Annotated in this window: 21 protein-coding genes and 2 pseudogenes; 5 read left to right on the forward strand and 18 right to left on the reverse strand. The window is 43.9% G+C overall.

What is annotated here, in order from left to right:
* Positions 1-42: 42 nt before the first annotated feature.
* The 15 genes from BQ8014_RS05345 to BQ8014_RS05415 form a co-directional block, all read right to left on the reverse strand.
* Complete coding sequence (locus BQ8014_RS05345) at positions 43-1,428, reverse strand: NAD-dependent succinate-semialdehyde dehydrogenase (RefSeq protein WP_080903465.1); 1,386 nt, start codon at positions 1,426-1,428, stop codon at positions 43-45.
* A gap of 229 nt (positions 1,429-1,657) precedes the next feature.
* Positions 1,658-2,491, reverse strand: a complete 834-nt coding sequence (gene ygiD / locus BQ8014_RS05350) for a 4,5-DOPA-extradiol-dioxygenase (protein WP_080903466.1) — start codon at positions 2,489-2,491, stop codon at positions 1,658-1,660.
* Between the two features lie 122 nt (positions 2,492-2,613).
* On the reverse strand, positions 2,614-3,072 hold the full coding sequence (locus BQ8014_RS05355; protein ID WP_080903467.1) for a DUF4249 family protein: 459 nt from the start codon (positions 3,070-3,072) through the stop codon (positions 2,614-2,616).
* Positions 3,073-3,077: 5 nt separating this feature from the next.
* On the reverse strand, positions 3,078-3,425 hold the full coding sequence (locus tag BQ8014_RS05360) for a peptidase associated/transthyretin-like domain-containing protein (protein ID WP_080903468.1): 348 nt from the start codon (positions 3,423-3,425) through the stop codon (positions 3,078-3,080).
* A 37-nt stretch (positions 3,426-3,462) separates the two neighbouring features.
* Complete coding sequence (locus BQ8014_RS05365) at positions 3,463-4,080, reverse strand: outer membrane beta-barrel protein (protein ID WP_080903469.1); 618 nt, start codon at positions 4,078-4,080, stop codon at positions 3,463-3,465.
* Positions 4,081-4,351: 271 nt separating this feature from the next.
* A complete protein-coding gene (locus BQ8014_RS05370) occupies positions 4,352-4,906 on the reverse strand; it encodes a phosphatase PAP2 family protein (RefSeq protein ID WP_080903470.1) in 555 nt (184 codons plus the stop codon).
* Positions 4,903-5,280 (reverse strand): diacylglycerol kinase family protein, encoded by a 378-nt coding sequence (locus tag BQ8014_RS05375; RefSeq protein WP_080903471.1) that lies wholly within the window; start codon positions 5,278-5,280, stop codon positions 4,903-4,905. Before BQ8014_RS05375 ends, BQ8014_RS05370 begins: the two co-directional genes overlap by 4 nt.
* A gap of 148 nt (positions 5,281-5,428) precedes the next feature.
* On the reverse strand, positions 5,429-6,697 hold the full coding sequence (locus tag BQ8014_RS05380) for an ABC transporter permease (protein ID WP_080905831.1): 1,269 nt from the start codon (positions 6,695-6,697) through the stop codon (positions 5,429-5,431).
* A 1-nt stretch (position 6,698) separates the two neighbouring features.
* Positions 6,699-7,988 (reverse strand): ABC transporter permease, encoded by a 1,290-nt coding sequence (locus tag BQ8014_RS05385; protein ID WP_080903472.1) that lies wholly within the window; start codon positions 7,986-7,988, stop codon positions 6,699-6,701.
* 15 nt (positions 7,989-8,003) lie between these two features.
* The gene (locus BQ8014_RS05390) at positions 8,004-9,269 is read right to left on the reverse strand and encodes an ABC transporter permease (protein WP_080903473.1); all 1,266 of its coding nucleotides are present in this window, start codon (positions 9,267-9,269) and stop codon (positions 8,004-8,006) included.
* A gap of 8 nt (positions 9,270-9,277) precedes the next feature.
* Complete coding sequence (locus BQ8014_RS05395; protein ID WP_080903474.1) at positions 9,278-10,600, reverse strand: ABC transporter permease; 1,323 nt, start codon at positions 10,598-10,600, stop codon at positions 9,278-9,280.
* 27 nt (positions 10,601-10,627) lie between these two features.
* Positions 10,628-11,290: an ABC transporter ATP-binding protein gene (locus BQ8014_RS05400; protein WP_080905832.1), complete on the reverse strand. Its 663-nt coding sequence runs from the start codon at positions 11,288-11,290 to the stop codon at positions 10,628-10,630.
* Between the two features lie 25 nt (positions 11,291-11,315).
* Positions 11,316-12,578: an ADOP family protein gene (locus BQ8014_RS05405; protein WP_080903475.1), complete on the reverse strand. Its 1,263-nt coding sequence runs from the start codon at positions 12,576-12,578 to the stop codon at positions 11,316-11,318.
* Positions 12,579-12,600: 22 nt separating this feature from the next.
* Positions 12,601-13,866, reverse strand: coding sequence for an ABC transporter permease (locus tag BQ8014_RS05410; RefSeq protein WP_080903476.1), 1,266 nt, complete (start codon positions 13,864-13,866; stop codon positions 12,601-12,603).
* Positions 13,867-13,884: 18 nt separating this feature from the next.
* Entirely contained in the window at positions 13,885-15,129 is a 1,245-nt protein-coding gene (locus tag BQ8014_RS05415) for an HlyD family secretion protein (protein WP_080905833.1), read from the reverse strand.
* Positions 15,130-15,340: 211 nt separating this feature from the next.
* Here BQ8014_RS05415 and BQ8014_RS05420 point away from each other — a divergent pair, with 211 nt between their 5' ends.
* Both BQ8014_RS05420 and BQ8014_RS05425 read left to right on the forward strand, forming a co-directional pair.
* Positions 15,341-16,828: a TolC family protein gene (locus BQ8014_RS05420; protein WP_080903477.1), complete on the forward strand. Its 1,488-nt coding sequence runs from the start codon at positions 15,341-15,343 to the stop codon at positions 16,826-16,828.
* Positions 16,829-17,192: 364 nt separating this feature from the next.
* Positions 17,193-17,459, forward strand: coding sequence for a hypothetical protein (locus BQ8014_RS05425; RefSeq protein ID WP_080903478.1), 267 nt, complete (start codon positions 17,193-17,195; stop codon positions 17,457-17,459).
* On the opposite strand, the pseudogene BQ8014_RS05430 reads toward BQ8014_RS05425, so the two are convergent.
* Positions 17,437-17,598, reverse strand: a pseudogene (locus BQ8014_RS05430) (winged helix-turn-helix domain-containing protein); the annotation flags it as partial. The gene BQ8014_RS05425 and the pseudogene BQ8014_RS05430 sit on opposite strands and share 23 nt — an antisense overlap.
* A 2-nt stretch (positions 17,599-17,600) precedes the next feature.
* On the opposite strand from BQ8014_RS05430, the pseudogene BQ8014_RS05435 reads away from it, so the two are divergent.
* Both BQ8014_RS05435 and BQ8014_RS05440 read left to right on the forward strand, forming a co-directional pair.
* Positions 17,601-18,599 (forward strand): annotated as a pseudogene (locus BQ8014_RS05435) (TolC family protein); the annotation flags it as partial.
* Positions 18,600-18,963: 364 nt separating this feature from the next.
* A complete protein-coding gene (locus BQ8014_RS05440; RefSeq protein WP_080903478.1) occupies positions 18,964-19,230 on the forward strand; it encodes a hypothetical protein in 267 nt (88 codons plus the stop codon).
* On the opposite strand, the gene BQ8014_RS05445 is transcribed toward BQ8014_RS05440, so the two are convergent.
* Together BQ8014_RS05445 and BQ8014_RS05450 are read right to left on the reverse strand one after the other, a co-directional pair.
* Positions 19,208-19,900 carry a response regulator transcription factor gene (locus BQ8014_RS05445; RefSeq protein WP_080903481.1) on the reverse strand — a complete coding sequence of 231 codons (693 nt, stop codon included), beginning with the start codon at positions 19,898-19,900 and terminating at the stop codon, positions 19,208-19,210. The two genes, BQ8014_RS05440 and BQ8014_RS05445, sit on opposite strands and share 23 nt — an antisense overlap.
* Positions 19,878-21,203, reverse strand: coding sequence for a sensor histidine kinase (locus BQ8014_RS05450; RefSeq protein WP_080903482.1), 1,326 nt, complete (start codon positions 21,201-21,203; stop codon positions 19,878-19,880). The genes BQ8014_RS05445 and BQ8014_RS05450 overlap by 23 nt, the downstream gene beginning before the upstream one ends.
* A 138-nt stretch (positions 21,204-21,341) precedes the next feature.
* Here BQ8014_RS05450 and BQ8014_RS19115 point away from each other — a divergent pair, with 138 nt between their 5' ends.
* Positions 21,342-21,464, forward strand: a complete 123-nt coding sequence (locus BQ8014_RS19115) for a TIGR04149 family rSAM-modified RiPP (protein ID WP_139785086.1) — start codon at positions 21,342-21,344, stop codon at positions 21,462-21,464.
* Positions 21,465-21,514: the final 50 nt, after the last annotated feature.

Below are 21,514 nucleotides of genomic sequence, written 5' to 3' on the forward strand. Positions count from 1 at the left end.
CCGGAGGTTTTCCGATGTGGCTTAACCTTTTATAGGATGGATTTAGTATGCCGCATCCGGCGTAGTTACACGGATCAGTTTTGCATTCACAAATTCATATATTCCGGCAGGTGATTGTTCGCGCCCATATCCGGACCTTTTCGTTCCTCCGAAAGGTAATTCGGGAGCAATGCCGGTAACATGATTGATATATACCATACCGGTATCAATGCGACGGGCCACTTCCACCGCTTTGTCTGTATTCGTACCAAACACCGTGCCTCCCAGTCCGAAATCGGTATCGTTAGCCACTTCCACCGCTTCATCCACGTCTTTAACGGCATAGATAGCAAGTACGGGGCCGAATATTTCTTCCGAATAGGCTGACATGCCCTTTTTTATTCCGGTCAGGATCGTGGGTTCCATAAATGCTCCCGGACGATCGATACGCTTTCCGCCCCTTATCAGTTTAGCTCCTTGTCGTACGGCCGTTTCCACTTGTTTAATGACGTCTTGTAATGCTTTTTCGCTACTTAACGGAGCCAGTTGGGTTTTCGGATCGAGCGGATCCCCGACTACCACCTTATCATAGATTGCTTTTGCCTTTTCAATAAATGAATCGGCTACCGACTCTAAAACAATAATACGTTTCGGAGAGACACATACTTGTCCGGCATTCCAAAGCCTTCCGAATGCAGCCGTTTCCACCGCTTTGTCTATGTCTGCATCCTCGAGTACAACAAAAGGATCACTACCGCCAAGTTCAAGCGTCGATTTCTTCAAATATTTTCCGGCCATAGAAGCGAAACTTGATCCGGCAGGTTCGCTACCTGTCAGTGAAGCGCCTTTTATCCGGGGATCGGCAACCAATCCGGATACTTTCGATCCGGGTACGAACAAGTTTGTATAAACTCCTTTCGGCGCTCCGGCTTCGGTGAATATTTTCTCCATTAACTCAGCTGCTTGCGGTACATTTGATGCATGTTTCAGTACCACGGTATTGCCCGCCATGATATTAGGCGCAGCTGAACGGGTGATTTGATAAAAAGGAAAGTTCCACGGTTGTACGCTTAACAGTACGCCGATCGGTTCGTAGCTAAGAAAAGCTTTTCCTTGAGGAGTGTCGAGCGGCTCATCTTTCAAGAACCTTTCCCCGTTGTCTGCATAATAATCGAAAATATCGGCTGACAGTTCGACCTCTCCAATGCCTTCGCGAAGGAGTTTTCCCATTTCAATAGAACATAATTTCCCTAATTCCTCTTTACGTTCCCGCAATATCCGGGCAACGTTATGCAGCAGCTCGGCTCTTTTGGGAAACGGTGTTTTCTTCCATGTTTTAAATGCTTTGTCGGCATCGGCAAGTATAGCATCTATTTGTTGATCGCTCATCTCAGCGTATTCCTTTTCAACCTGATTGGTCGTAGGATTAATTGTTTTAATACTTGACATAATTTTTTGTTTTATTATTCCTCAAATTAATTTGCGATTTTATATCTTATCGTAAACCTTTGCCTGTTTTTCGTTGGATTCAATCCAATCTTTTTGGATATGACTGAATTAATAAATCCGAGGGGTTATATATAAAACAATATTTACATCATAGAAGTTTCTTATCTATATCATAGACATTTGTTATCAGTTCGCTTGTTTTGTGATTCGGTAAAATTTAAACAGGTTGTTAGCCTCCAATTATGAAAGAGGTCATATTTAATGACCCGGCAATCACTTTATCATTGAATATTTTTATTTCTTCGTCCGGTTTTTTCATGGCTAAGGCATATAACATCGGAATATAATGTTCCGGAGTCGGTACCGCCAGTCTGGCGTCTTTATGCAAAGACGGATAGTCGATAAGCGATTTGGAATCTCCATCTTTAATTTTCCTTTTTATAATATCGTTTATTTCAAATGCCCAATCGTATCCGTATTCGGCATTGAAATCATCTCCCGCGACACGCATCATTCGCAAATTATGTACTGTGTTCCCGCTACCGACGACCAACACGCCTTTGGTACGGAGGAAAGCCAATTCCCGGCCTAATTGGTAATGCCATTCTGCGTCTTTGTTGTGATCGAGACTTATCTGAATAACCGGGATATCCGCTTTCGGATGAGTATATTTCAAAATGCTCCAGGCCCCATGATCGAGTCCCCATTTGTTATCTTCGCTTATAGGAATATCCTGTATATTTTTAATCACAGCTTTCGCTAATTCGGGAGAGCCTGGCGCCGGATACTCTTCTTTATACAACTCACGGGGAAAGCCGTAAAAATCGTGTATGGTCTGTGGATGTTTACTGGTTGTCACGGAAGTCCCTTTTGTTTCCCAATGGGCCGAAATGCAAACAATGGCCTGCGGGGTTGGTAAAGAACGTCCTATGGAACTCCATTCCCTCGAAAATTCATTGTCTTCGATTGCGTTCATCGGTGATCCGTGTCCGATGAACATGACCGGCATCGGAATTGTATCCTCAAAGAGTGAAATGTTATTATGTAAATCTTTAAGCGTCATTTTTAGGATTATAATAATGTGATAAAATAAAAACCTTCTCACCGACTTTTTGTTCATGGATTCAGACTTCAATAGGAGATTATGCGGATAATCATAAAAGAAAAAATAAAGGTAGGGATATCTCAAAAATATACTATATGTTTCTCCGTACTCAATCCACCCAATATGCCCCAACCATTATTTATATTACAATATATCTGTATGGCTTCTGTATAAGCATCTTGATCTGTTATCCGATAAACCATCATGGACTTGAGATAATAGCACAGATCGCGTTTAATGGGCTGTAATCCAATGACTTCATGAGGGCACTCTCCATACCTTAAATGAGTCTCTACCGAAAAAGTATATTCTTTGTCGTCAAACAAATGGTCATCAAATATATTGGAAAAGTGAGCAGCCCATCCACCATAGCTCTGTGTCAACTGTTCGTCCATAAAAATGACATCGGACGAAGTATAAATATCACTATATTGCAATATTGTCTCGGAACTACCCGCCCTTTTATCGTGTGCAATGCTTCTCACCTTTAAACGATAGTAATTACGTTCATCGCCCGGATCCGTCAGGCGGAGTGTGATGTACGCTACGCTACAGTGTCTTGCGACATATCAGACAGAGAACCTTCACTTACATACCCTTTTTTATAATATTTCTCATAGCCCAGTATTTCCAATCGTTGAGCATTGGGGACAATCGTTTCTGCCGAAACGGATTCCAAACCCTCCGCCTTATGTACCGGAAAACGAAAACTAAAGAATCCTGTTTCATCCGTCGTTTGCCCATATCTGCCGGATTTAGAATGGATGTTGGAACCCTGCAAAACTGCACCGGATGCTGCATCTTTCACATATCCGCTGACGGTAACTGTTTGTGCACTGATCCACAAACTGCACAAGAAAAACAGCCATGCGGCTAAAATTCCCGGTTTCATCGCTATTTAGAGTCAGTTCTTGCTCTTTATTTCTTTTTTAAAACAGTATCTTCACGCCTGCTATACCACAACCTGCACTACCCGCGCCAATTTCGGTAAAGAGAGCCAAATGTTTCACAAAATTCCATTCTATGCCTATCGGCATTACTTGCCAAGCGATGCACTTATCGCTTTCCATAGTAACGGAGGATAAATCCATATACTCAGGAGCAACTTTAAAAAGATCCATCTTTCCTTTCTCCACCGACATGATTCCGACACCTACGCGTGAATAAAAAGAAAATCGCTGCAGACGAAGCCAGGAATACTTACCGGTAACCATCACAGTATGGCATGTGTTCTTTATTTCAGCCAATGGTATAGACGACCCCAAAACAACATCCCGTTTCACTGTACTGTAAGAGTATGAAAGTCCTATCGCCAAAGGATCGGAAACATGAAACAGATAACCTATATTGATTGTGCCGGAGAATCTTTTGTTCTTAGTGGAATATGGGGCATTTACCATTACATCAATCGGAAGGTCCGGCTCGGGAATAGATGTTATCGGTGCAAAACCATAACCAACAAATAGTTCATGCTTTGAGGTGTTTTCTTGAGCATACAGCACTCCTGTCAGCAGAATAAGGAACAATAAAGATAAATAACGCTTCATAATTACAAAATTTAGGTGAGACATATTTAGTAAACGTAACAAAATAAAAAATAAATTAAGTCAATTCGCGCATCATTTAAGATATATTTAACATATCCGAAACTATTTTGACAGATAGCTATCATATTTCAAATCTATATTCATATCACAATAAACCTGTTGTGTTGCTATAGTCAAAAATAAATTTATGCCGACTCCTTGTAAATATTTTATTAATAGGATTATAACAGGGATTAGCGTTGAAATGCTTTTTCTGTTGAAAGGGGATGGATTAAAATCGCATCACCATATCGATTCCCGCATAGTTGTCGGAGAAAACGGGAGCGAGGGACAAGTTTCTGTTTTTCAGGTAGGGAGTCGTGAATAAATAGGCGCAACCGACGCCGAGAAGCGCTCCGGCGCCAACGTCCCATACGTCGTGTTTTTTTCCATATACACGGCTCCAGGCGGTATAAGAGGCTACGACATAAGCCGGGACGCCCCATTGCCATCCATAACGCCGCTGCAAAAATGTGGCGCCGGCAAAAGACACCGAGCTATGGGAAGAAGGAAAGGAATGCCGGTCGCTATGATCCGGTCGCTCCTTTTTTACCAGATACTTTAAGGCATAAGATAATCCGAGGGTCGTTACGCCTGCGATGGCTCCTTGTTTCAAACCTTCATAATCCTCCAATGCGAGTGTCGTAACAAGGCAGGCTGCCGGTATCAGAGCTGCCGTAATGTCTCCGGAAGTGCGTACCGTTTTCCGGCTGCCGCTGATTTCTATCTCTTGGGTTTGCCCATAGAAACTGAACAGGCAAAGGATTAGACAGAGAAGTCGTTTCATAAAAGAGCGATTATCTTGGGAATGAAAATAATTAATCCGATTACAACAGAGGCGATAGCCATCAGCAAAACGGCCGCGGCAGCCAAGTCTTTGGCTTTTTTGATAAGCGGATCCTCTCCGGGGGAAATTTTGTCGGCCAATGCCTCGATGGCCGTGTTGATGGCTTCCGCCGCCAGTACGGCGCCAATCAGTATGACTACGATAATCCATTCGACAACGGAAATCTCCAGCCAGACGCCGGCCAGCAGGACACCTGCGGCAATGGCACAGTGTATCCAGGCGTTATGTTCGTTGCGTATCAACAACGAGATTCCGTTAAATGCATACCGGAAGCTGGCCAGTCGTTTCTTGATGGAGAAAGGTTCTTTTTGCATATCGTTTGCGTCCGTAGGTTCGTTGCGGACAAAGTTACAATATTCTTTCTTTTTACAATCATTCTTTCCTGAAGCCGTCGGGAAAAGAAAACCGGCGAGGCATCACTGCTTCGCCGGTTGCATTCATGTGTGTATTTGAAAAAAGTATTTATTCGTAATGCAAAGCCTCGGCGGGCTTCATTTTCATCGTCTGATGAGCCGGATACCAAATGCCGAGCACGATCATTCCGGCGATGAGCAAATAGGTCAAGGCTATACCAATCAGGAATCGGCTGGCAGTATAATCCATATAATAACCATTCGTGACTTCAAGTAATTGCAGGTTCAGGCATAGGATGATCCCCGGGATCGCAACGAGTGTCAATAAAACAAGCCCTTCGCCTGTCATCAACCGTTTTAACCCTCCGGGAGTGGAACCGACCGCAATACGAAGTCCCATCTCTTCTTTTCTCCGTTCGGTGCGAAACCAAAATGTCCCGAAGATACCCAGAAAGATGTTGAAGAAAAGAAAGACGGTAATGGCAATGGCATTTTGTGTTTCTCTTTTCTCTCCGGTCAGAAGTTCGTAGGCATCCCGTTTATCTTTGAAAGAAGTGAGATCAATCAGATAGAACGGCCCGACGGAAAGCTGCTTCTCCATGTTTTTAATGAAAAACGACTCGAAATCGCGGTCGGCTTCCGGTTTTACGCGGATCGCTATCTTAATAGAGGTATAATAAGGATTATTCGCCTGGATGATATCGTCTCTCGTAAGTTCGGAAAACATCCAGAGTGCTTTTTTATTAAAGCGGGTTCCACGAAAAGGTTCCGTCACGCCGCCCACCCGGATCTCATTTTCAGCACCTCCTTCAGAACTTCTATACAGGGGTTTGTTGCGGCTGCCTCCTAATTCCTTGATCTCTGTGAATAAATCACCCGATAGGATGACCTGCCCTCCGGCAAGCATCTCGTCCCAACTCTTTTTCTCTTCCTTACCCGGTTTAAAACCAAAAATATCCATGTATTCCGGAGTGACGGTTACCGATTTAAAGTTTTTGCTCTGGATGGTGTCGGATATTATGAATAAAGAGTTATACCTATTATTTCCGTCATAAGGCATTGCGGCTTCTCCGGCACAAACCGCTTCTACGCCGGGGCATGTTTTGATACGGTCAAAAAGGAGCAAAGTGCTTTCCCCTACGGATAATTTATTTCCGGTTGTATCCGGTCCGGTGCCATTTTCATTCTCTTCCATTCCGATGTTTACCAGATAAACATGATCTATTGAATATCCTTGAGGAGAAAAGTAAACGGTGCCTGTTACAAATAGCAAGTCGGTCAGAAACCACAGTACGACAAAGACCAGCAAGAGTTCGGCTGCAATCCAACCGTTTTTTTTCCGCTGGTTCCAGATGATTTTTATAAGATGTCTGATCATTTTACTTTTCATTTAAGGAGTTTACAATCGATTGGCGGGAAGCCCACCAAGCCGGTATCCCGGCGCTCAATAGATTTAGCAGAAGACAAAGCAGCAATGCATAGAAAAAAGTCAGCGGTTGGATCAGCATGCCGCTTTCCAGGGAAAGCGCACTGTTGGTATAGGCCAAGTCGTATGAATTAAAGAGCCAGTTCTTTAAATAGTAGATCGCAAGATAGGAAAGTCCTAATCCGGTTATACCTCCCAAGAGTGTCAGAACCAGGTTTTCCGTAATCACTTGGCGGAACAACATCCCCCGGGTAGCGCCGAATGCTTTACGAATCCCCAGCTCACTCATCCGCGCCTGCATGCCGGAAGAAGTCAATCCGCTCAGATTGATCGCCGGTACAAGTAAAATAATGAGCAAGGCGATGAGATAGGGACGGATTGCTTTGGTAACATCCAGGGCTATGTTTGACCAAATGCGCAACCTTTGGGTAAATTGGGTATCCGGTTGGCCGAGTAGATTGATTTTCCATGTCCGGAGCCCGGCGTTCTCCCGTTGGATCTGCCGGTTGATCTCCGTACGTATCGTCGGGAAGTCCGATGAAGACCGGGCTAAAATCATCACGTGATAAGCGCCGGATAAACCCTGCATCGTTTCTTCGTTGATCACCTCTGTCAGCGCTGATGCCGGACAAGGGATCCATACTTGTGCATATGCGTTTTGGGCTATCGGAGAGACGTCACGGACAACACCGCAGACGGTATAAGGTTTGCGGGCGAGTACAACCGTTTGGCCAATGGCTTCTTTTGCAGAAGAAAAGAGCGTACGTGCCGTTGTTTCCGCAAGTACGGCCTGCTTGATATTACCGGTTACATCGCTTTGGGTAAAAGGTTTCCCGGCTAAAAAACGGAAACGAAAGGCTTTCCAGAATGCCTCGTCTGTCTGTACCTGATCACATTTGAATCGCTTGGTCTGATCCGTATTCGTTGCCAATATCTGTTTATAGGTAGAAATAAGTGTCACGGCTTCCGGTGTTTTCAATGGGAAGAAACATTCTTTTGCCAATCTCGGAGCCCATAAGCAAGAATAACTGGAACCATTTGAACGTTCCAAAAGAAGCGTATTCACGAAGAGCATCCGGCCGCGATTTACTTCCGGTTCATAGTTGCTGTTCTGTACCTGATAGACCAACACCACCACCATAATCAAGGTAATCGCCAGTGCGGTTCCCAAGACAGAGATCACACTAAAAAAAGGTTTTTCTTTCAGCAATTGAACCGCTTGTTTAAAGTACTGTTTATACATTGTTTTATCTTTTTATTATTCGTAATGCAAAGCCTCGGCCGGTTCGGTTTTGGCCGAACGGTGGGCTGGGTACCAGGTGGAGAATAGAATGACAACGCCCAACAGGAGATAGGTGAGTAATGTATCCGTCAAGAATCGCAGGGAGGTGAAATCCATGTCATCCGTTGGCATGATATCCATGGCTGCCAGATTGATACAGACGATCAAGGCGGGAATGCTTGCCAAAAGCAACAGGCAAAATCCTTCCGTTTGCATCAATGCCAAAACGCTTTTCCGTGAGGAGCCGACGGCCATCCGCAAACCGATCTCCGAACGCCGCCTTTCTACGCGGAGCCAAAAGGTTCCCAAAACACCGAGGAAAATATTGATGAGAAAGAAACAGGCAAATCCGATGTGATATTGCAGGGAACTGATAATACCATACGATTTAAGATAAAATTCCCGTATTTTGGAAAGAGGAATGACATCGGTCAGGAAGAAGTTCCCGATAGCTAAGGATTCTTTCATTTCCTTCTTGAAACGTTCGGGAAAGTCCCGTGCGGAAACACCGGCCTTCGTTCGGATACAAATATCCATGCTGTACCATAGACCGGAGTCGTCTTGTTTCAGAAGATTGGCCATATCTACCGGCTTATATAGAAAAGTATGAGAGCGGGTATAGTCATGTGGTTTAATATCCGTTGTGACGGCGACTACCCGGTAGCGACTACTATCATTATCCATAATGTACCTGCCTATGGCAGAGCCTTGGGGAAATAATTTGCGTTCTACTTCTTTGGTCAGGATGACCTCATCCTTATTTTCAAAAGGCTTTTTTCTTAATTCTTCCGGACTGCCTCCGTTCTCCGGCCGCACCTTAAATACATGGAAATACTCGGGAGTAATGGTTAATACCTGGCATCCGGTTTTGAAGGAGTCCCTCTGGAAAGGCCAATAGTGGCTGGATGGACAATAAGGATAATCATTTTTTCCTATACTGACTGCTTCGACATCCGGATGTTGGCGGATGCGGCTGACCATTCTCAAAAAGTTCTTTCCCGGCTCTTCGCTCCCTTCGCCATAAGAGATATAACCGGGATTGTCCACTCTTTTCATATTATATGTAACCAGATAAGTATTACGGATATCCGTCCCTTGGGGAGTTAAAGAATTTCCTGCTAAAACAACGAAGAAATCTACAATATACCAAAGTAGGATAAAGACAAGGAATAATTCCAGTAAAATCCATCCGTTTTTCTTCCGCTGTGTCCATATCAATTTGAGAGCATGTTTTATCATCATAGTTGTCTTTATTTATCATGAATGGAATCGACAATCGGCCGGCTTGCAGCGTGTCGGACCGGGATATAGGAAGAAATGAAATTCAGTACAAAACAGAATCCCAAAGCATAGAAGAAAACCGGTAGGTTTAGCAACATACCCCCGGAGACATCCATCCCTGAATCGATCACACTGTAAGGCCGACTTAATAGAGTGTCTTTCACCCTCCATACGATTAAATAAGAAAAGAGCAGACCTGCTATCCCACCGAAGAATGTGAGCAGGAAGTTTTCCGTCAGGACTTGTCCCATCAAAGTCGAACGTGTCGCTCCGAATGCTTTTCTTATCCCTAATTCACCTATTTGTTCCTGCATCCTTGAAGAGGTAAGTCCCGATAGATTAACGTCGGGAATCAATAGGAACATAAAAGCTATCAATCCGTAGCGTATGATCAAACGATGGAAATCAGTGTTGAAATCCAATTGACGGAACACCCATCGTTTGTAAGTAAGTATAGTACTATACTTGTCTGTTTTATATTTCCATTCCGTTCTATATTCCCATTCCTTTTTTCCGAGATTGTATGCTATCCGCTTTTGTTCGATTTCCCTCTCGATCAAAGGAATATCTTCCGGTTTATTGTAAAGCAGGTAAGCGGTAAACATACCGACGATATTTTCTTCGCCCGCATAGTCTGCTACGGAGGAAATGGAAGTGAAGGGTACCCATAGTTCTGCATAGGAATGAGGCATCACTGGAGAGACGTCTTTTACGACTCCCGACACCCGGTATTCTACATCGTTCAACATAAAGGAACGTCCTACCGCCTCAGACGAGTGAAACAGACGGCGGGCAAGCGATTCGGAGAGTACCGCTTGGCGCATTCCGCTCTGGAAATCTTCTTCCGTATAAGGTTTCCCCTGGATAAAATCATAGCGAAAGATTTTCCAGAAGTTGGCATCCGTACATTGGATAAAACTTTTGTATAGATCCTTGCCTCCCGGTAGGCAGGTATAAAAATCTCCTACTCCAAATATTAAATTGTCCCCGTCTACTGCTGCAGCAATCATTTCCGGAGTTTCAAGGGTATAATAACATGCCTTTAATGTTTCATAAGATAGTCCCCAGTTACTGTTATATTCTGTCCCTTTTTTCGACGCAGTCGCTCTTGAGACGATCAGCATCCGGTCGCGGTTGACTTCCGGGGCGATGTTGGCCGTTCGGATATGGTAGACAATAGCCATCACCATGACCATGGCGATGGCAAGTCCGGTTCCGATAATGTAAACAGCCGTATAGAAGCGGTTCTGCTTTATTAATTGCCAAGCCTGTTTTAGATATTGTTTTAACATCGCATCTTCCTTTTTTACATTTTCTTTTTATTGTACCTGTCGGCCGTCGAAGAAGCGGATAGTACGGCTTGTTTCTTTGGCCTGCGATTCGTTGTGGGTCACCATGACGATTGTACGGCCTTCTTTGTTGAGGGTATGAAGGATCTCAAGGACTTCCTCTCCCATCTTACTGTCCAGGTTACCGGTCGGTTCATCGGCGAGAATAATTTCAGGATTGCCGATAATAGCGCGGGCGATGGCAACCCGTTGGCACTGTCCGCCGGAGAGCTGCGTCGGAAAATGGCGCATCCGATGACTCAGCCCGACCTTTTCCAATACCGCTTCCGCAGCCTTGCGGCGTTCGCCGGCGGAAGTTTTACGATACAACAGCGGAAGCTCCACATTATCGATTACATTCAGTGAGTTGATTAGATGGAAACTTTGGAATACAAAGCCGAGATTGTGGTTTCTAAAGGCGGCCAGTTCTTTGTCATTCATCTTTTCGGTATGTGTCTCATTAATTTCAATTGTACCGGAGGTCGGATTGTCAAGCAATCCGATAATGTTCAGCAACGTTGATTTGCCACAACCTGAAGGCCCCATGATGGAAAGGAACTCACCCTTTCTTACTTCCAGATTTACATTCTCCAAAGCCTGTGTTTCGATCTCCTTCGTACGATACACTTTATTAATACCCGTTAATTTAATCATGATTATATAGTTATTAATTATTGATTTATTCATAGTGCAAAGCCTCGGCCGGTTCCATTTGCGTCGCTTTCCGTGCGGGCAAGGAAATGCCGGCCAAAATCATTCCGCCTATCAGCAGATAAGTTCCGCCGAAAGTAAGTAGAAAGCGGCCGATGGAAAGCGGTAACCGATTGGAATCCAGCAAATCGAAATAGATAGAGTTGACCGCAAAGAAGATTGTCAACGGAAGAGTCAGAGCCAGCAGGCAAAGCCCTTCGATATACAAATACCTTTTCAGCAATGGTTTGTCGGCTCCCAAGGCGATGCGGAGCCCGATTTCCCCACGGCGCGACTGTGTCCGCAGCCAGAAGGTTCCGATGATTCCGAACAATACGTTCAGTAAAACGAATGCCATCATGGAGGTCTGTATCTTCATTTCATCCTGTTTTGCTTTTAAGGCTTCCCCCCGCTGTTCTGTGATAGGGCGGGCGCTATACACGTACAGATTATTAACGGTAAGGCTTTCCCCCATCTCTTCCAGCAATTTGTTCATCTCAGGAATCGACAGTTTTTCTTGCATCCGCACACAGAGTTCTGCGCTGGCGGCGCCCATGGAAAGGACACATTCGTTATATCCCGCTCCCTCCAGACATTGGTAGAAGAAAGGTTCGGGTTTTTCAAATTCATTGGAACGTACCGAAGCACAAACGGCAGTAATCGGATATTCCTGTTCCTCGCCAAAAGTAACCTTTTTCCCTTTAGCCTTCTGTCCGGGAAAAAAGACACGCTCCATCTCCGCTGAAATGACTAAAGGCTGGTGTACGCCGGTAACTTGGGGAGTGATTGGCTTTCCCTCCGTATCTTTAATACGGAATACGGTAAAATAGTCCGGCGTGACGCGGCGCATCTGAAACGATTGTTTGGAAGAAAGGGTCGTATCTCCATCTATAGGCTGGATGCCCCTCCAGGAGTTTCCCCAGGAATAGGGAGCGGAATAATAAGCCACACAAAGGGATTCTACTTTCGGATGGCGGCGAATATGTTCTTCCAATTGGTGCAAATCGGCCGCTTCGTCGGTTGTTCGCTGCTCTTCCGGTACATATCCGGGTGCCGATTCGCTGAGGTTGTCCAGCTTGAATTGCCAAACGTTATCGATATCCAATCCCATCGGGGAGTAGTATGTATAAGTGTCTACATAAAGATTGTCTATCATATACCAAACGGCACCGACTACTATGGCTAACTCTGCGAATATCCAGCCGTTAGTCTTTCGCTGGGCCCAAATGATTTTTAATAAATGTCGAATCATAACTATTCTTCTTTTACTCGTTTTATTTTTCCTGGCCGTTCAAGGACTCTACAATCGATTGCCGTGCAATCCGCCAGGCCGGAATCCCGGCGCTGAAAAAATTCAACAAAATGGTAAACAGCAAAGCCGTCGCAAACAGTTCCGGCTTAAACAACATATCCCAAGTCAGCGAGGTCTCTTTATTCAACAAAAAGCTTTTGAAAATAAACAAGAAGGCGAAGGACAAGAGTAAGCCGAACAGCGCTCCAATCAGTGTCAATATCAGATTCTCATATAATATCTGCCGGACCAATTGCCCTTGGTTGGCGCCGAATGCTTTTCTCGTACCGATTTCTTCCCTTCGTTTCTGAACGGAGGATTGGACGACACCGGTCAGATTCAGTGCCGGAAGGAGGAGGAGAAAAAGTAGTAGTGAACCGGTGGAAATCAAATAGCTTTTTACTGATTTTTTTTGAAATCCCGTGGAACCGATGGCGATATCGAATTTGGTAATCGGATTTTCCATAAAATTGACATTATAATCCTTTTTCCCCGCATTATACATTTCCGTCCGTTTCTTCAACTCTTCCTTAATTATATCAAAATCCCGTTTGTTTTTCGCGAGAATAGATACGGTAAACGGACCGGCCATATTTCCCAGAATCGGCAGAGGTTTGGTAAGCGTCGTGTTGGAAGTATAAGGCACCCAGATATCTCCGTAAGCATCCCTGGCGGCCAAGCTCACCGGACGTACGATGCCGGTAATCGTATACGGGATAAAATCAACAACGAAGGTTTTTCCCAAGGCTTCTTTCGTGCCGAAAATTTCCCGGGCGAATCGTTCGGTAACGACGGCTTTGCATAATCCGGAGGTAAAGTCTTCCTGACTGAAAGGATACCCGTTGAGAAAGCGGAATTCAAAGACGTTCCAGAATCCCGGATCGGTATATCTGATAGTATACCTGTTGTAAAGACGTTTGTCCGGTAAGGATACCGAACGATCCCGTGTATGAGAGGCTGTAACTGCCTCCGGTGTTTTCAAGTTGTAGAAACATTCTTTTACTACTTCCGAAGACATGGAGCCATTATTATGGCTATTCCCAGAAATGGAAGATACACGCGTCCCTTGAACATACAACATCCGGTCGCGCTTGGTCTCCGGCTCGTAATTGGCATTCTTAATCTGAAAGAGCAGTACTACTACCATTATCATTGCAATCGCAAGGGCGGTTCCCGCTATAGAAATCGTACTTACCAGCGGGTTTTCCCGGATGGACTGAATGGCTTGTTTGAAATATTGTTTCCACATATTATCATTGTTTATTGTTCATAACAGTTTGATTTTCTGTTTATGCTTAAAGTCGTTCATGTCGGATACGACGACTTCATCGCCGGGTTGCAATCCGCTGACGACCTCCACGTATTCGAAATTACTATCTCCCAGGCGTACCTTGCGTTTCAGCAATTGATTTCCCTTGACGACAAAAAGTTCGTATTCCCCTTTGCCGATATAGTAGGAACCGTTGGCAATCCGCATCACTCCGTCTTTGATCGCATTCATCACATAGACGTCGGTCTTTAAACCCGAACGCAGCCGGGGATGGTTGTCTTCTTCCAATTGTACGGTGAAGGAGATCACGCCGTTTTTCGATAGGGGTGTTACGTCGCTCACCGTCCCTTTCAATTGGTCGTTACCGATCTTCACAACGGCTTTGCTGCCGACAGCGATCCGGTCGCCGTAGGTATCGGCAATCTCACCTTCAATCTTAAAATGGGAGAGGTCGGAGACGATCGCCACTTTACTACCCTGTGGAACTTGTGCGCCGATTTCGTTATTTACATAAGTAAGGATCGCTTTGCGCGGAGAGCGGATCTGTGCATCTTCCAAAGTGCGCCTCGCTTCGGCCAGGCTTGTCCTGAAAATACTCAATTCCAATTCTTTCACTTTCAGATCGGCCTCTACCAAAGCTTGTTCGTTGCGGTATCTCTGCTCGTCTTCCGTCAACTGCAGCAGGCCTACGTGGTAATTTAGTTCCGCTTGGCGAACCTTGTCCGTCGTCCCGGCGCCCAGGCTATCCAGGTATTGCTCGTTACGAAGCTCTACCTCTTTGCGGTTTAGTTCCATACGCGAGACTTTCAGTTTCATCTCCATTTCGGACAGTTTGTTCCGGCTGGTGACCTGCAATTGCTCTAACTGTAATTGTTTCATCCTCCCTTCATCCACCAGCTTGCCTACTTCCGTTTCGGCGCTTTGCAGATCCAGCTTCAGAATCGGCGTACCCATTTCTACCGGATCGCCCCCTTTTTTATAAACTTCCATGATACGGGACGGTATCGGCGAATTGATAATTTCTTCGAAAGCGGGGATAACCTTTCCGGATGCATTAGCGGAGACTTCGATCGTGCCCGTATCAATTGTCGAAAAGTTCAAATCCTTCCGTTTCAGAGAGGTTTGCAAAAAGGAAAGGCCGATTGCCAGCAAAAGTACGATTCCTCCGGCAATGCTTCCGTATCTTATAATCTGTTTCCGTTGTTCCTTTCTCCGAACCTCTTTTGATATTTCCCTGTCCATTTCTGAATCGTTTTTCGTATGCTTTTTCCCAAAGCAAAGGATGTGCCAGAAAGTTAACAGGCTGATCTGTCGATTTGTATCCATGCAACCGAGTGTCCGATATCGAACAGGCTGTCCGGTATCGGACAGGGATTGTTTTGCTATTTTATTGTATGATAGCCGTCTGTCTGTTTGGCATGGCATTTGCTCCCGGGCTGGCAAACTGAAAATCATGAAAAAAGGATATGTTATCTTTGTCTGTCTGTTTTTCCTGAGCGCTTCCCTTCCGGGGGAAGAAAAGGAGGAAATTATCCGGCGGCTGACCTTGCAAGAGGCAATCGAACTGGCCCAGTTACGGTCGGTAGATGCGGCCGTAGCCCTCAATGAACTGAAGACTGCTTATTGGGAATATCGGACGTATCGGGCGGACCAGCTGCCCGAAGTGACTTTCACAGGGACCTTGCCCGCCTATGACCGCCAGTATTCCAAATACCAACAGGGAGACGGCTCTTATACCTATGTGCGCAATAATTCCCTGGGACTGACCGGATCCTTTTCCATCGAACAGCGTATTGCCTTGACGGGGGGTACAATCGCCCTTAACTCTTCCCTCGACTTTACCCGCCAGTTGGGAAGCGGCGCTTTCAATGAATATATGAGCGTGCCGGTCGGCGTTACATTTACACAGCCGATTTTCGGCGTGAATGACCAAAAATGGAAACGCCGTATCGAACCGGTGCGTTATCAGGAGGCAAAGGCCGCCTACATCGAGGCGGTCGAGGATGTTACGCTTTCTACAATTTCCTATTTCTTCAACTTGATTTTGGCCGGCGAGAACCGGACGATCGCCCGCCAGAATCTTGAAAATGCCGATAAATTGTACGAAATAGCGATAGCCAAGCGGAAGATCGGACATATCTCCGAAAGCGAATTGATGCAGTTGAATTTGGCCGCCTTGCAGATGAAAGGCAAACTGACGGAAGCGGAGTCGAACCTGAATGCACAAATGTTCCGCCTTCGTGCTTTCTTGGGATTGAGTGAGCAGGAACAGATCGAACCGGTTGTTCCGGAGTCGGCACCCTCGCTGCGGATGGAATACCAAACGGTGTTGGCAAAAGCACAGGAGCATAATTCCTTTGCTAAAAATATACTGCGTCGCCAGTTGGAAGCCGATTATGCCGTGGCGACGGCTAAAGGTCACCGGCGAAGCATTAATCTTTATGCTTCGGTTGGTTTTACGGGGAAAGACCTGGCGATGGGAGCTGCCTACAATCATTTAAAAGGCAATCAGATCGTGGAGATAGGGGTTAGCATTCCCCTTTTGGACTGGGGAAAACGGAAGGGACAGGTGAAGGTGGCGGAATCTAACCGGGAGGTAGTCCTATCGAAGACGCGGCAGGAGCAGATGAATTTCAACCAGGATATTTTCTTGTTGGTAGAGAATTTTAATAACCAGGCCGGACAGTTGGCGATTGCCGGCGAGGCCGACCGGATCGCCCAAAAGCGCTACGAGACCTCTATCGAGACATTTATGATCGGGAAAATCTCCGTGCTCGACCTGAATGATGCCCGACAGTCGAAGGATGATGCCCGGCAAAAGCATATCCAGGAATTATACCTCTATTGGAATTACTATTATAATATTCGCAGTGTGACTCTTTTTGATTTTATCCGTAACGATACGCTGGATGCCGATTTTGAACGGATCATCCGTCGGTAAAATATATTTTTTTGAGTCTGGATTTTCCTTTCGGAAATAAATAAAATGATTACTCAAGATTATGCCTAACAATTCATAACTATGACTGCGCACAGTCACAGTTATGATTGCGTTCGTTCATAGTTATGACTGTGTTCATTCATAGTTATCAATTTTTTTAGTGGATAAGCGATGACTTTTGATGTATCCTCCATACCTATGGGACCTGCGAAAACGGGAAGGTGGCATAACAGCGAAAACAAAATGGTTGCCCTGTATTTAGATAAAATATGGAGTATTCATTATAAATTATAACATTATGATAACATAGAAAAATAAGCTTGTGAGTATATAAAGGATACTTTTGTCCCCAAAAGTCAAACAGATGATTACTCAAAAGTCGGAAAAAGAGTTTTATAGAACGATCTATTCGTTGGTAATGGAAAAAGAGGCTGAATTTTTCTATTATAACGATACTCAGACTATATTGAAGGAGTTGAGCGCAAAATTCTGGGGTGAAAATTTACTCTTAAGGATGCGTCTGTTGACAAAATTACTTTATTTTGATTCATTTGTTAATGCTTCACTCAAAGAAGAACTCCGTGCTAAATCAGCAGAATTAGGCCTTCTCATGAAAGACATTCCAGAATAAGTCCCACTCCCTTGATATTCTTGATTGACACGGTGGAGTCCCCTGATAAATATTTCCTCATTTTGGAAATAAATACATCCAAACTTCTGGAAGTGAAATAATCATCTGTTCCCCAGAATTTTTTCAACAATTCTTCCCGCNCGCCGTATCGAACCGGTGCGTTATCAGGAGGCAAAGGCCGCCTACATCGAGGCGGTCGAGGATGTTACGCTTTCTACAATTTCCTATTTCTTCAACTTGATTTTGGCCGGCGAGAACCGGACGATCGCCCGCCAGAATCTTGAAAATGCCGATAAATTGTACGAAATAGCGATAGCCAAGCGGAAGATCGGACATATCTCCGAAAGCGAATTGATGCAGTTGAATTTGGCCGCCTTGCAGATGAAAGGCAAACTGACGGAAGCGGAGTCGAACCTGAATGCACAAATGTTCCGCCTTCGTGCTTTCTTGGGATTGAGTGAGCAGGAACAGATCGAACCGGTTGTTCCGGAGTCGGCACCCTCGCTGCGGATGGAATACCAAACGGTGTTGGCAAAAGCACAGGAGCATAATTCCTTTGCTAAAAATATACTGCGTCGCCAGTTGGAAGCCGATTATGCCGTGGCGACGGCTAAAGGTCACCGGCGAAGCATTAATCTTTATGCTTCGGTTGGTTTTACGGGGAAAGACCTGGCGATGGGAGCTGCCTACAATCATTTAAAAGGCAATCAGATCGTGGAGATAGGGGTTAGCATTCCCCTTTTGGACTGGGGAAAACGGAAGGGACAGGTGAAGGTGGCGGAATCTAACCGGGAGGTAGTCCTATCGAAGACGCGGCAGGAGCAGATGAATTTCAACCAGGATATTTTCTTGTTGGTAGAGAATTTTAATAACCAGGCCGGACAGTTGGCGATTGCCGGCGAGGCCGACCGGATCGCCCAAAAGCGCTACGAGACCTCTATCGAGACATTTATGATCGGGAAAATCTCCGTGCTCGACCTGAATGATGCCCGACAGTCGAAGGATGATGCCCGGCAAAAGCATATCCAGGAATTATACCTCTATTGGAATTACTATTATAATATTCGCAGTGTGACTCTTTTTGATTTTATCCGTAACGATACGCTGGATGCCGATTTTGAACGGATCATCCGTCGGTAAAATATATTTTTTTGAGTCTGGATTTTCCTTTCGGAAATAAATAAAATGATTACTCAAGATTATGCCTAACAATTCATAACTATGACTGCGCACAGTCACAGTTATGATTGCGTTCGTTCATAGTTATGACTGTGTTCATTCATAGTTATCAATTTTTTTAGTGGATAAGCGATGACTTTTGATGTATCCTCCATACCTATGGGACCTGCGAAAACGGGAAGGTGGCATAACAGCGAAAACAAAATGGTTGCCCTGTATTTAGATAAAATATGGAGTATTCATTATAAATTATAACATTATGATAACATAGAAAAATAAGCTTGTGAGTATATAAAGGATACTTTTGTCCCCAAAAGTCAAACAGATGATTACTCAAAAGTCGGAAAAAGAGTTTTATAGAACGATCTATTCGTTGGTAATGGAAAAAGAGGCTGAATTTTTCTATTATAACGATACTCAGACTATATTGAAGGAGTTGAGCGCAAAATTCTGGGGTGAAAATTTACTCTTAAGGATGCGTCTGTTGACAAAATTACTTTATTTTGATTCATTTGTTAATGCTTCACTCAAAGAAGAACTCCGTGCTAAATCAGCAGAATTAGGCCTTCTCATGAAAGACATTCCAGAATAAGTCCCACTCCCTTGATATTCTTGATTGACACGGTGGAGTCCCCTGATAAATATTTCCTCATTTTGGAAATAAATACATCCAAACTTCTGGAAGTGAAATAATCATCTGTTCCCCAGAATTTTTTCAACAATTCTTCCCGCAGGACAACTTCGCCTTTTCTCTTGCATAGTTCTTCCAGTATCTGCGATTCGCGGGCTGTTAGATTTTGCTTCATATCATCGTGTTTAAGCAAATAAAGTTTCGGAGTGAATTCAAATCGGCCAAGGTTGTAAACTTCCTGAACCGGTTTTGTTCGCTTTCCTTGGGCATATTGCAATAGAGCTTTGATATGGGCATCCAACTCCTCAGGTAAAAATGGTTTCTTGATGTAATTGTTGACTCCGGCTTCATAACCAATAGTTACGTCTTTGGAAGATGTTTTGCCCGTTGCAAAAACGATGGGGATCTGCTGATCGGTTTGTCGTATTTTTCGAACCATTTCCAAGCCATTCAACACCGGCATGTCGATATCCGATACAATCAAATCGGGAGAATATTCTTTCAAATCCTCCAAACCTTCCTCACCGTTTGAAGCCGTAACCACTTCATAGCCGCCTATAATTTCTTCCAGGCTGCTTTTTATGATATAGCCTAGGTTTATATCGTCTTCAATCAGGAGTAGTTTTATCATTTTCTTTATCCGGTAAAATTATTGTAAACTCACTGTACTCATTCAAGACACTGTCCACCTTTACAATACCCCTATGCGCTGTCACCGTCTGATAGACATAATTGAGCCCTAATCCGAAACCGCTGATTCCGGAGTTTTTTTTGTTCAATCCTGCCCGTTCGAATTTCTCAAAGATTCTTTTCTGGTCCTTTAATGAAATGCCGAATCCATTATCGCGAATCCTAATGATGCTATTGCCGTTTTCGTCATACGAACCCACAACACGAATCTTCACCTCTTTTCCTGAATACTTTACCGCATTATCAATCACATTACTGAAAGCTTCGTAGATATATTCCGGATCTGCATAAATGCTGGGAAGCCCTTCGAAATCCAAATCGAATTCAAGTTGCTTATCTGTATTTACACGGTATTTTCCCGCAATACCTTCAAACATGAGTTTAGGGTCAACCTTTTGCTTTGACAACGTAATCCGCTTCTCTTCGAATTTTGCAATAGCCAAAACCTTATTTGCCAACGACAACAGATGTTCGCTTTCTTTGGAAACAATGTCGAAGTATTGCTGCTTCATTAGTTCCTTATCATCAAGCTTTCCTCCTTTCAATGCACTGATTCCCATTTGAATGGTCATAATCGGATTTTTCATGTCATGGATCATGGCATTGGTAAAATCACGGCGTATTTCGGCAATTCTATCTTGACGTGCAATGATCTTCATCTGCCAGTAAAGGCAATAGATAATTACCAGAGCAATTATCGCGGAAGCAATAAGCAATAAGAACATACGCCCGAAAATGATCCGGTAAGGAGACGAAACATATAGTTCAATATTGTCGGCGTGATCGGTGTTTAACGGACGCATTAAGTAAATACTATTGCTTAGTAGATGATTGTCCTTAGAATTACCTGACTGGGTAATAACCTTTCCTTGACCATCCTTGTGGATAAGAAGATAATCCAATTTTCCGATTCTATTAGTAAGTTCTTTCTTAAATATTGTATCTATATAAGATATTGAAAACGGGCTTCCCGTTTTCTCTAAATATTTATTGAAGGCTAAAGCATTTGTATAAGAGTCATATTCCGGTTTTGCTCCTTCAACAACTCCGCCGGTTGGTTTCCTTAATGGATCATTTAACCGGTAATATATTTCTTTTTCAATAGATTCTCTAAATATTACATCTAATTTTTCATTGAACTCTTTTTGAAAGAGGGCATATGTGTTGTATAGCCATATCGCTTGAAGTGCTAAAACTGAAATTAAAGCAACCAAGGTAATATTTTTTATATAACCGACTTTCATCTTTTGTATTTATTGAATTAGACAATACAAATATAATAACATTCTGATAACCTTATATAATTTTTCAATAACATATTAATGGCGTTTATCTCTGTTATTTTGCAATAGATAATTATTAACAACAAATTCAATATAATTATGAAAACAAAATTTGAAAAATTTAGCGAGTATGAAATGAGTGAAGAAATGATGTCACAAATTAAAGGTGGAGGACATTGGAAAGAATTACCCGATGGTACATTTGTTTGGCTTGATGATTAAACTAATAACATTTTGTTAACCTAAAGATCGCATTTCAATAACCAAGTTGG

This window comes from Parabacteroides sp. Marseille-P3160, from assembly GCF_900162725.1.
Classification (GTDB): domain Bacteria; phylum Bacteroidota; class Bacteroidia; order Bacteroidales; family Tannerellaceae; genus Marseille-P3160.

Coding starts and splice junctions, on each gene's coding strand:
- BQ8014_RS05365 (WP_080903469.1), bottom strand. CDS start 4,080: ATGAAGCGTTATTTATCTTTATTGTTCCTTATTCTGCTGACAGGAGTG.
- BQ8014_RS05445 (WP_080903481.1), bottom strand. CDS start 19,900: ATGATAAAACTACTCCTGATTGAAGACGATATAAACCTAGGCTATATC.
- BQ8014_RS05440 (WP_080903478.1), top strand. CDS start 18,964: ATGATTACTCAAAAGTCGGAAAAAGAGTTTTATAGAACGATCTATTCG.
- BQ8014_RS05450 (WP_080903482.1), bottom strand. CDS start 21,203: ATGAAAGTCGGTTATATAAAAAATATTACCTTGGTTGCTTTAATTTCA.
- BQ8014_RS05360 (WP_080903468.1), bottom strand. CDS start 3,425: ATGAAACCGGGAATTTTAGCCGCATGGCTGTTTTTCTTGTGCAGTTTG.
- BQ8014_RS05420 (WP_080903477.1), top strand. CDS start 15,341: ATGAAAAAAGGATATGTTATCTTTGTCTGTCTGTTTTTCCTGAGCGCT.
- BQ8014_RS05375 (WP_080903471.1), bottom strand. CDS start 5,280: ATGCAAAAAGAACCTTTCTCCATCAAGAAACGACTGGCCAGCTTCCGG.
- BQ8014_RS05415 (WP_080905833.1), bottom strand. CDS start 15,129: ATGGACAGGGAAATATCAAAAGAGGTTCGGAGAAAGGAACAACGGAAA.
- BQ8014_RS05405 (WP_080903475.1), bottom strand. CDS start 12,578: ATGATTCGACATTTATTAAAAATCATTTGGGCCCAGCGAAAGACTAAC.
- BQ8014_RS05385 (WP_080903472.1), bottom strand. CDS start 7,988: ATGTATAAACAGTACTTTAAACAAGCGGTTCAATTGCTGAAAGAAAAA.
- BQ8014_RS05410 (WP_080903476.1), bottom strand. CDS start 13,866: ATGTGGAAACAATATTTCAAACAAGCCATTCAGTCCATCCGGGAAAAC.
- BQ8014_RS05380 (WP_080905831.1), bottom strand. CDS start 6,697: ATGATCAGACATCTTATAAAAATCATCTGGAACCAGCGGAAAAAAAAC.
- BQ8014_RS05345 (WP_080903465.1), bottom strand. CDS start 1,428: ATGTCAAGTATTAAAACAATTAATCCTACGACCAATCAGGTTGAAAAG.
- ygiD (WP_080903466.1), bottom strand. CDS start 2,491: ATGACGCTTAAAGATTTACATAATAACATTTCACTCTTTGAGGATACA.
- BQ8014_RS05390 (WP_080903473.1), bottom strand. CDS start 9,269: ATGATGATAAAACATGCTCTCAAATTGATATGGACACAGCGGAAGAAA.
- BQ8014_RS05395 (WP_080903474.1), bottom strand. CDS start 10,600: ATGTTAAAACAATATCTAAAACAGGCTTGGCAATTAATAAAGCAGAAC.
- BQ8014_RS05425 (WP_080903478.1), top strand. CDS start 17,193: ATGATTACTCAAAAGTCGGAAAAAGAGTTTTATAGAACGATCTATTCG.
- BQ8014_RS05400 (WP_080905832.1), bottom strand. CDS start 11,290: ATGATTAAATTAACGGGTATTAATAAAGTGTATCGTACGAAGGAGATC.
- BQ8014_RS19115 (WP_139785086.1), top strand. CDS start 21,342: ATGAAAACAAAATTTGAAAAATTTAGCGAGTATGAAATGAGTGAAGAA.
- BQ8014_RS05370 (WP_080903470.1), bottom strand. CDS start 4,906: ATGAAACGACTTCTCTGTCTAATCCTTTGCCTGTTCAGTTTCTATGGG.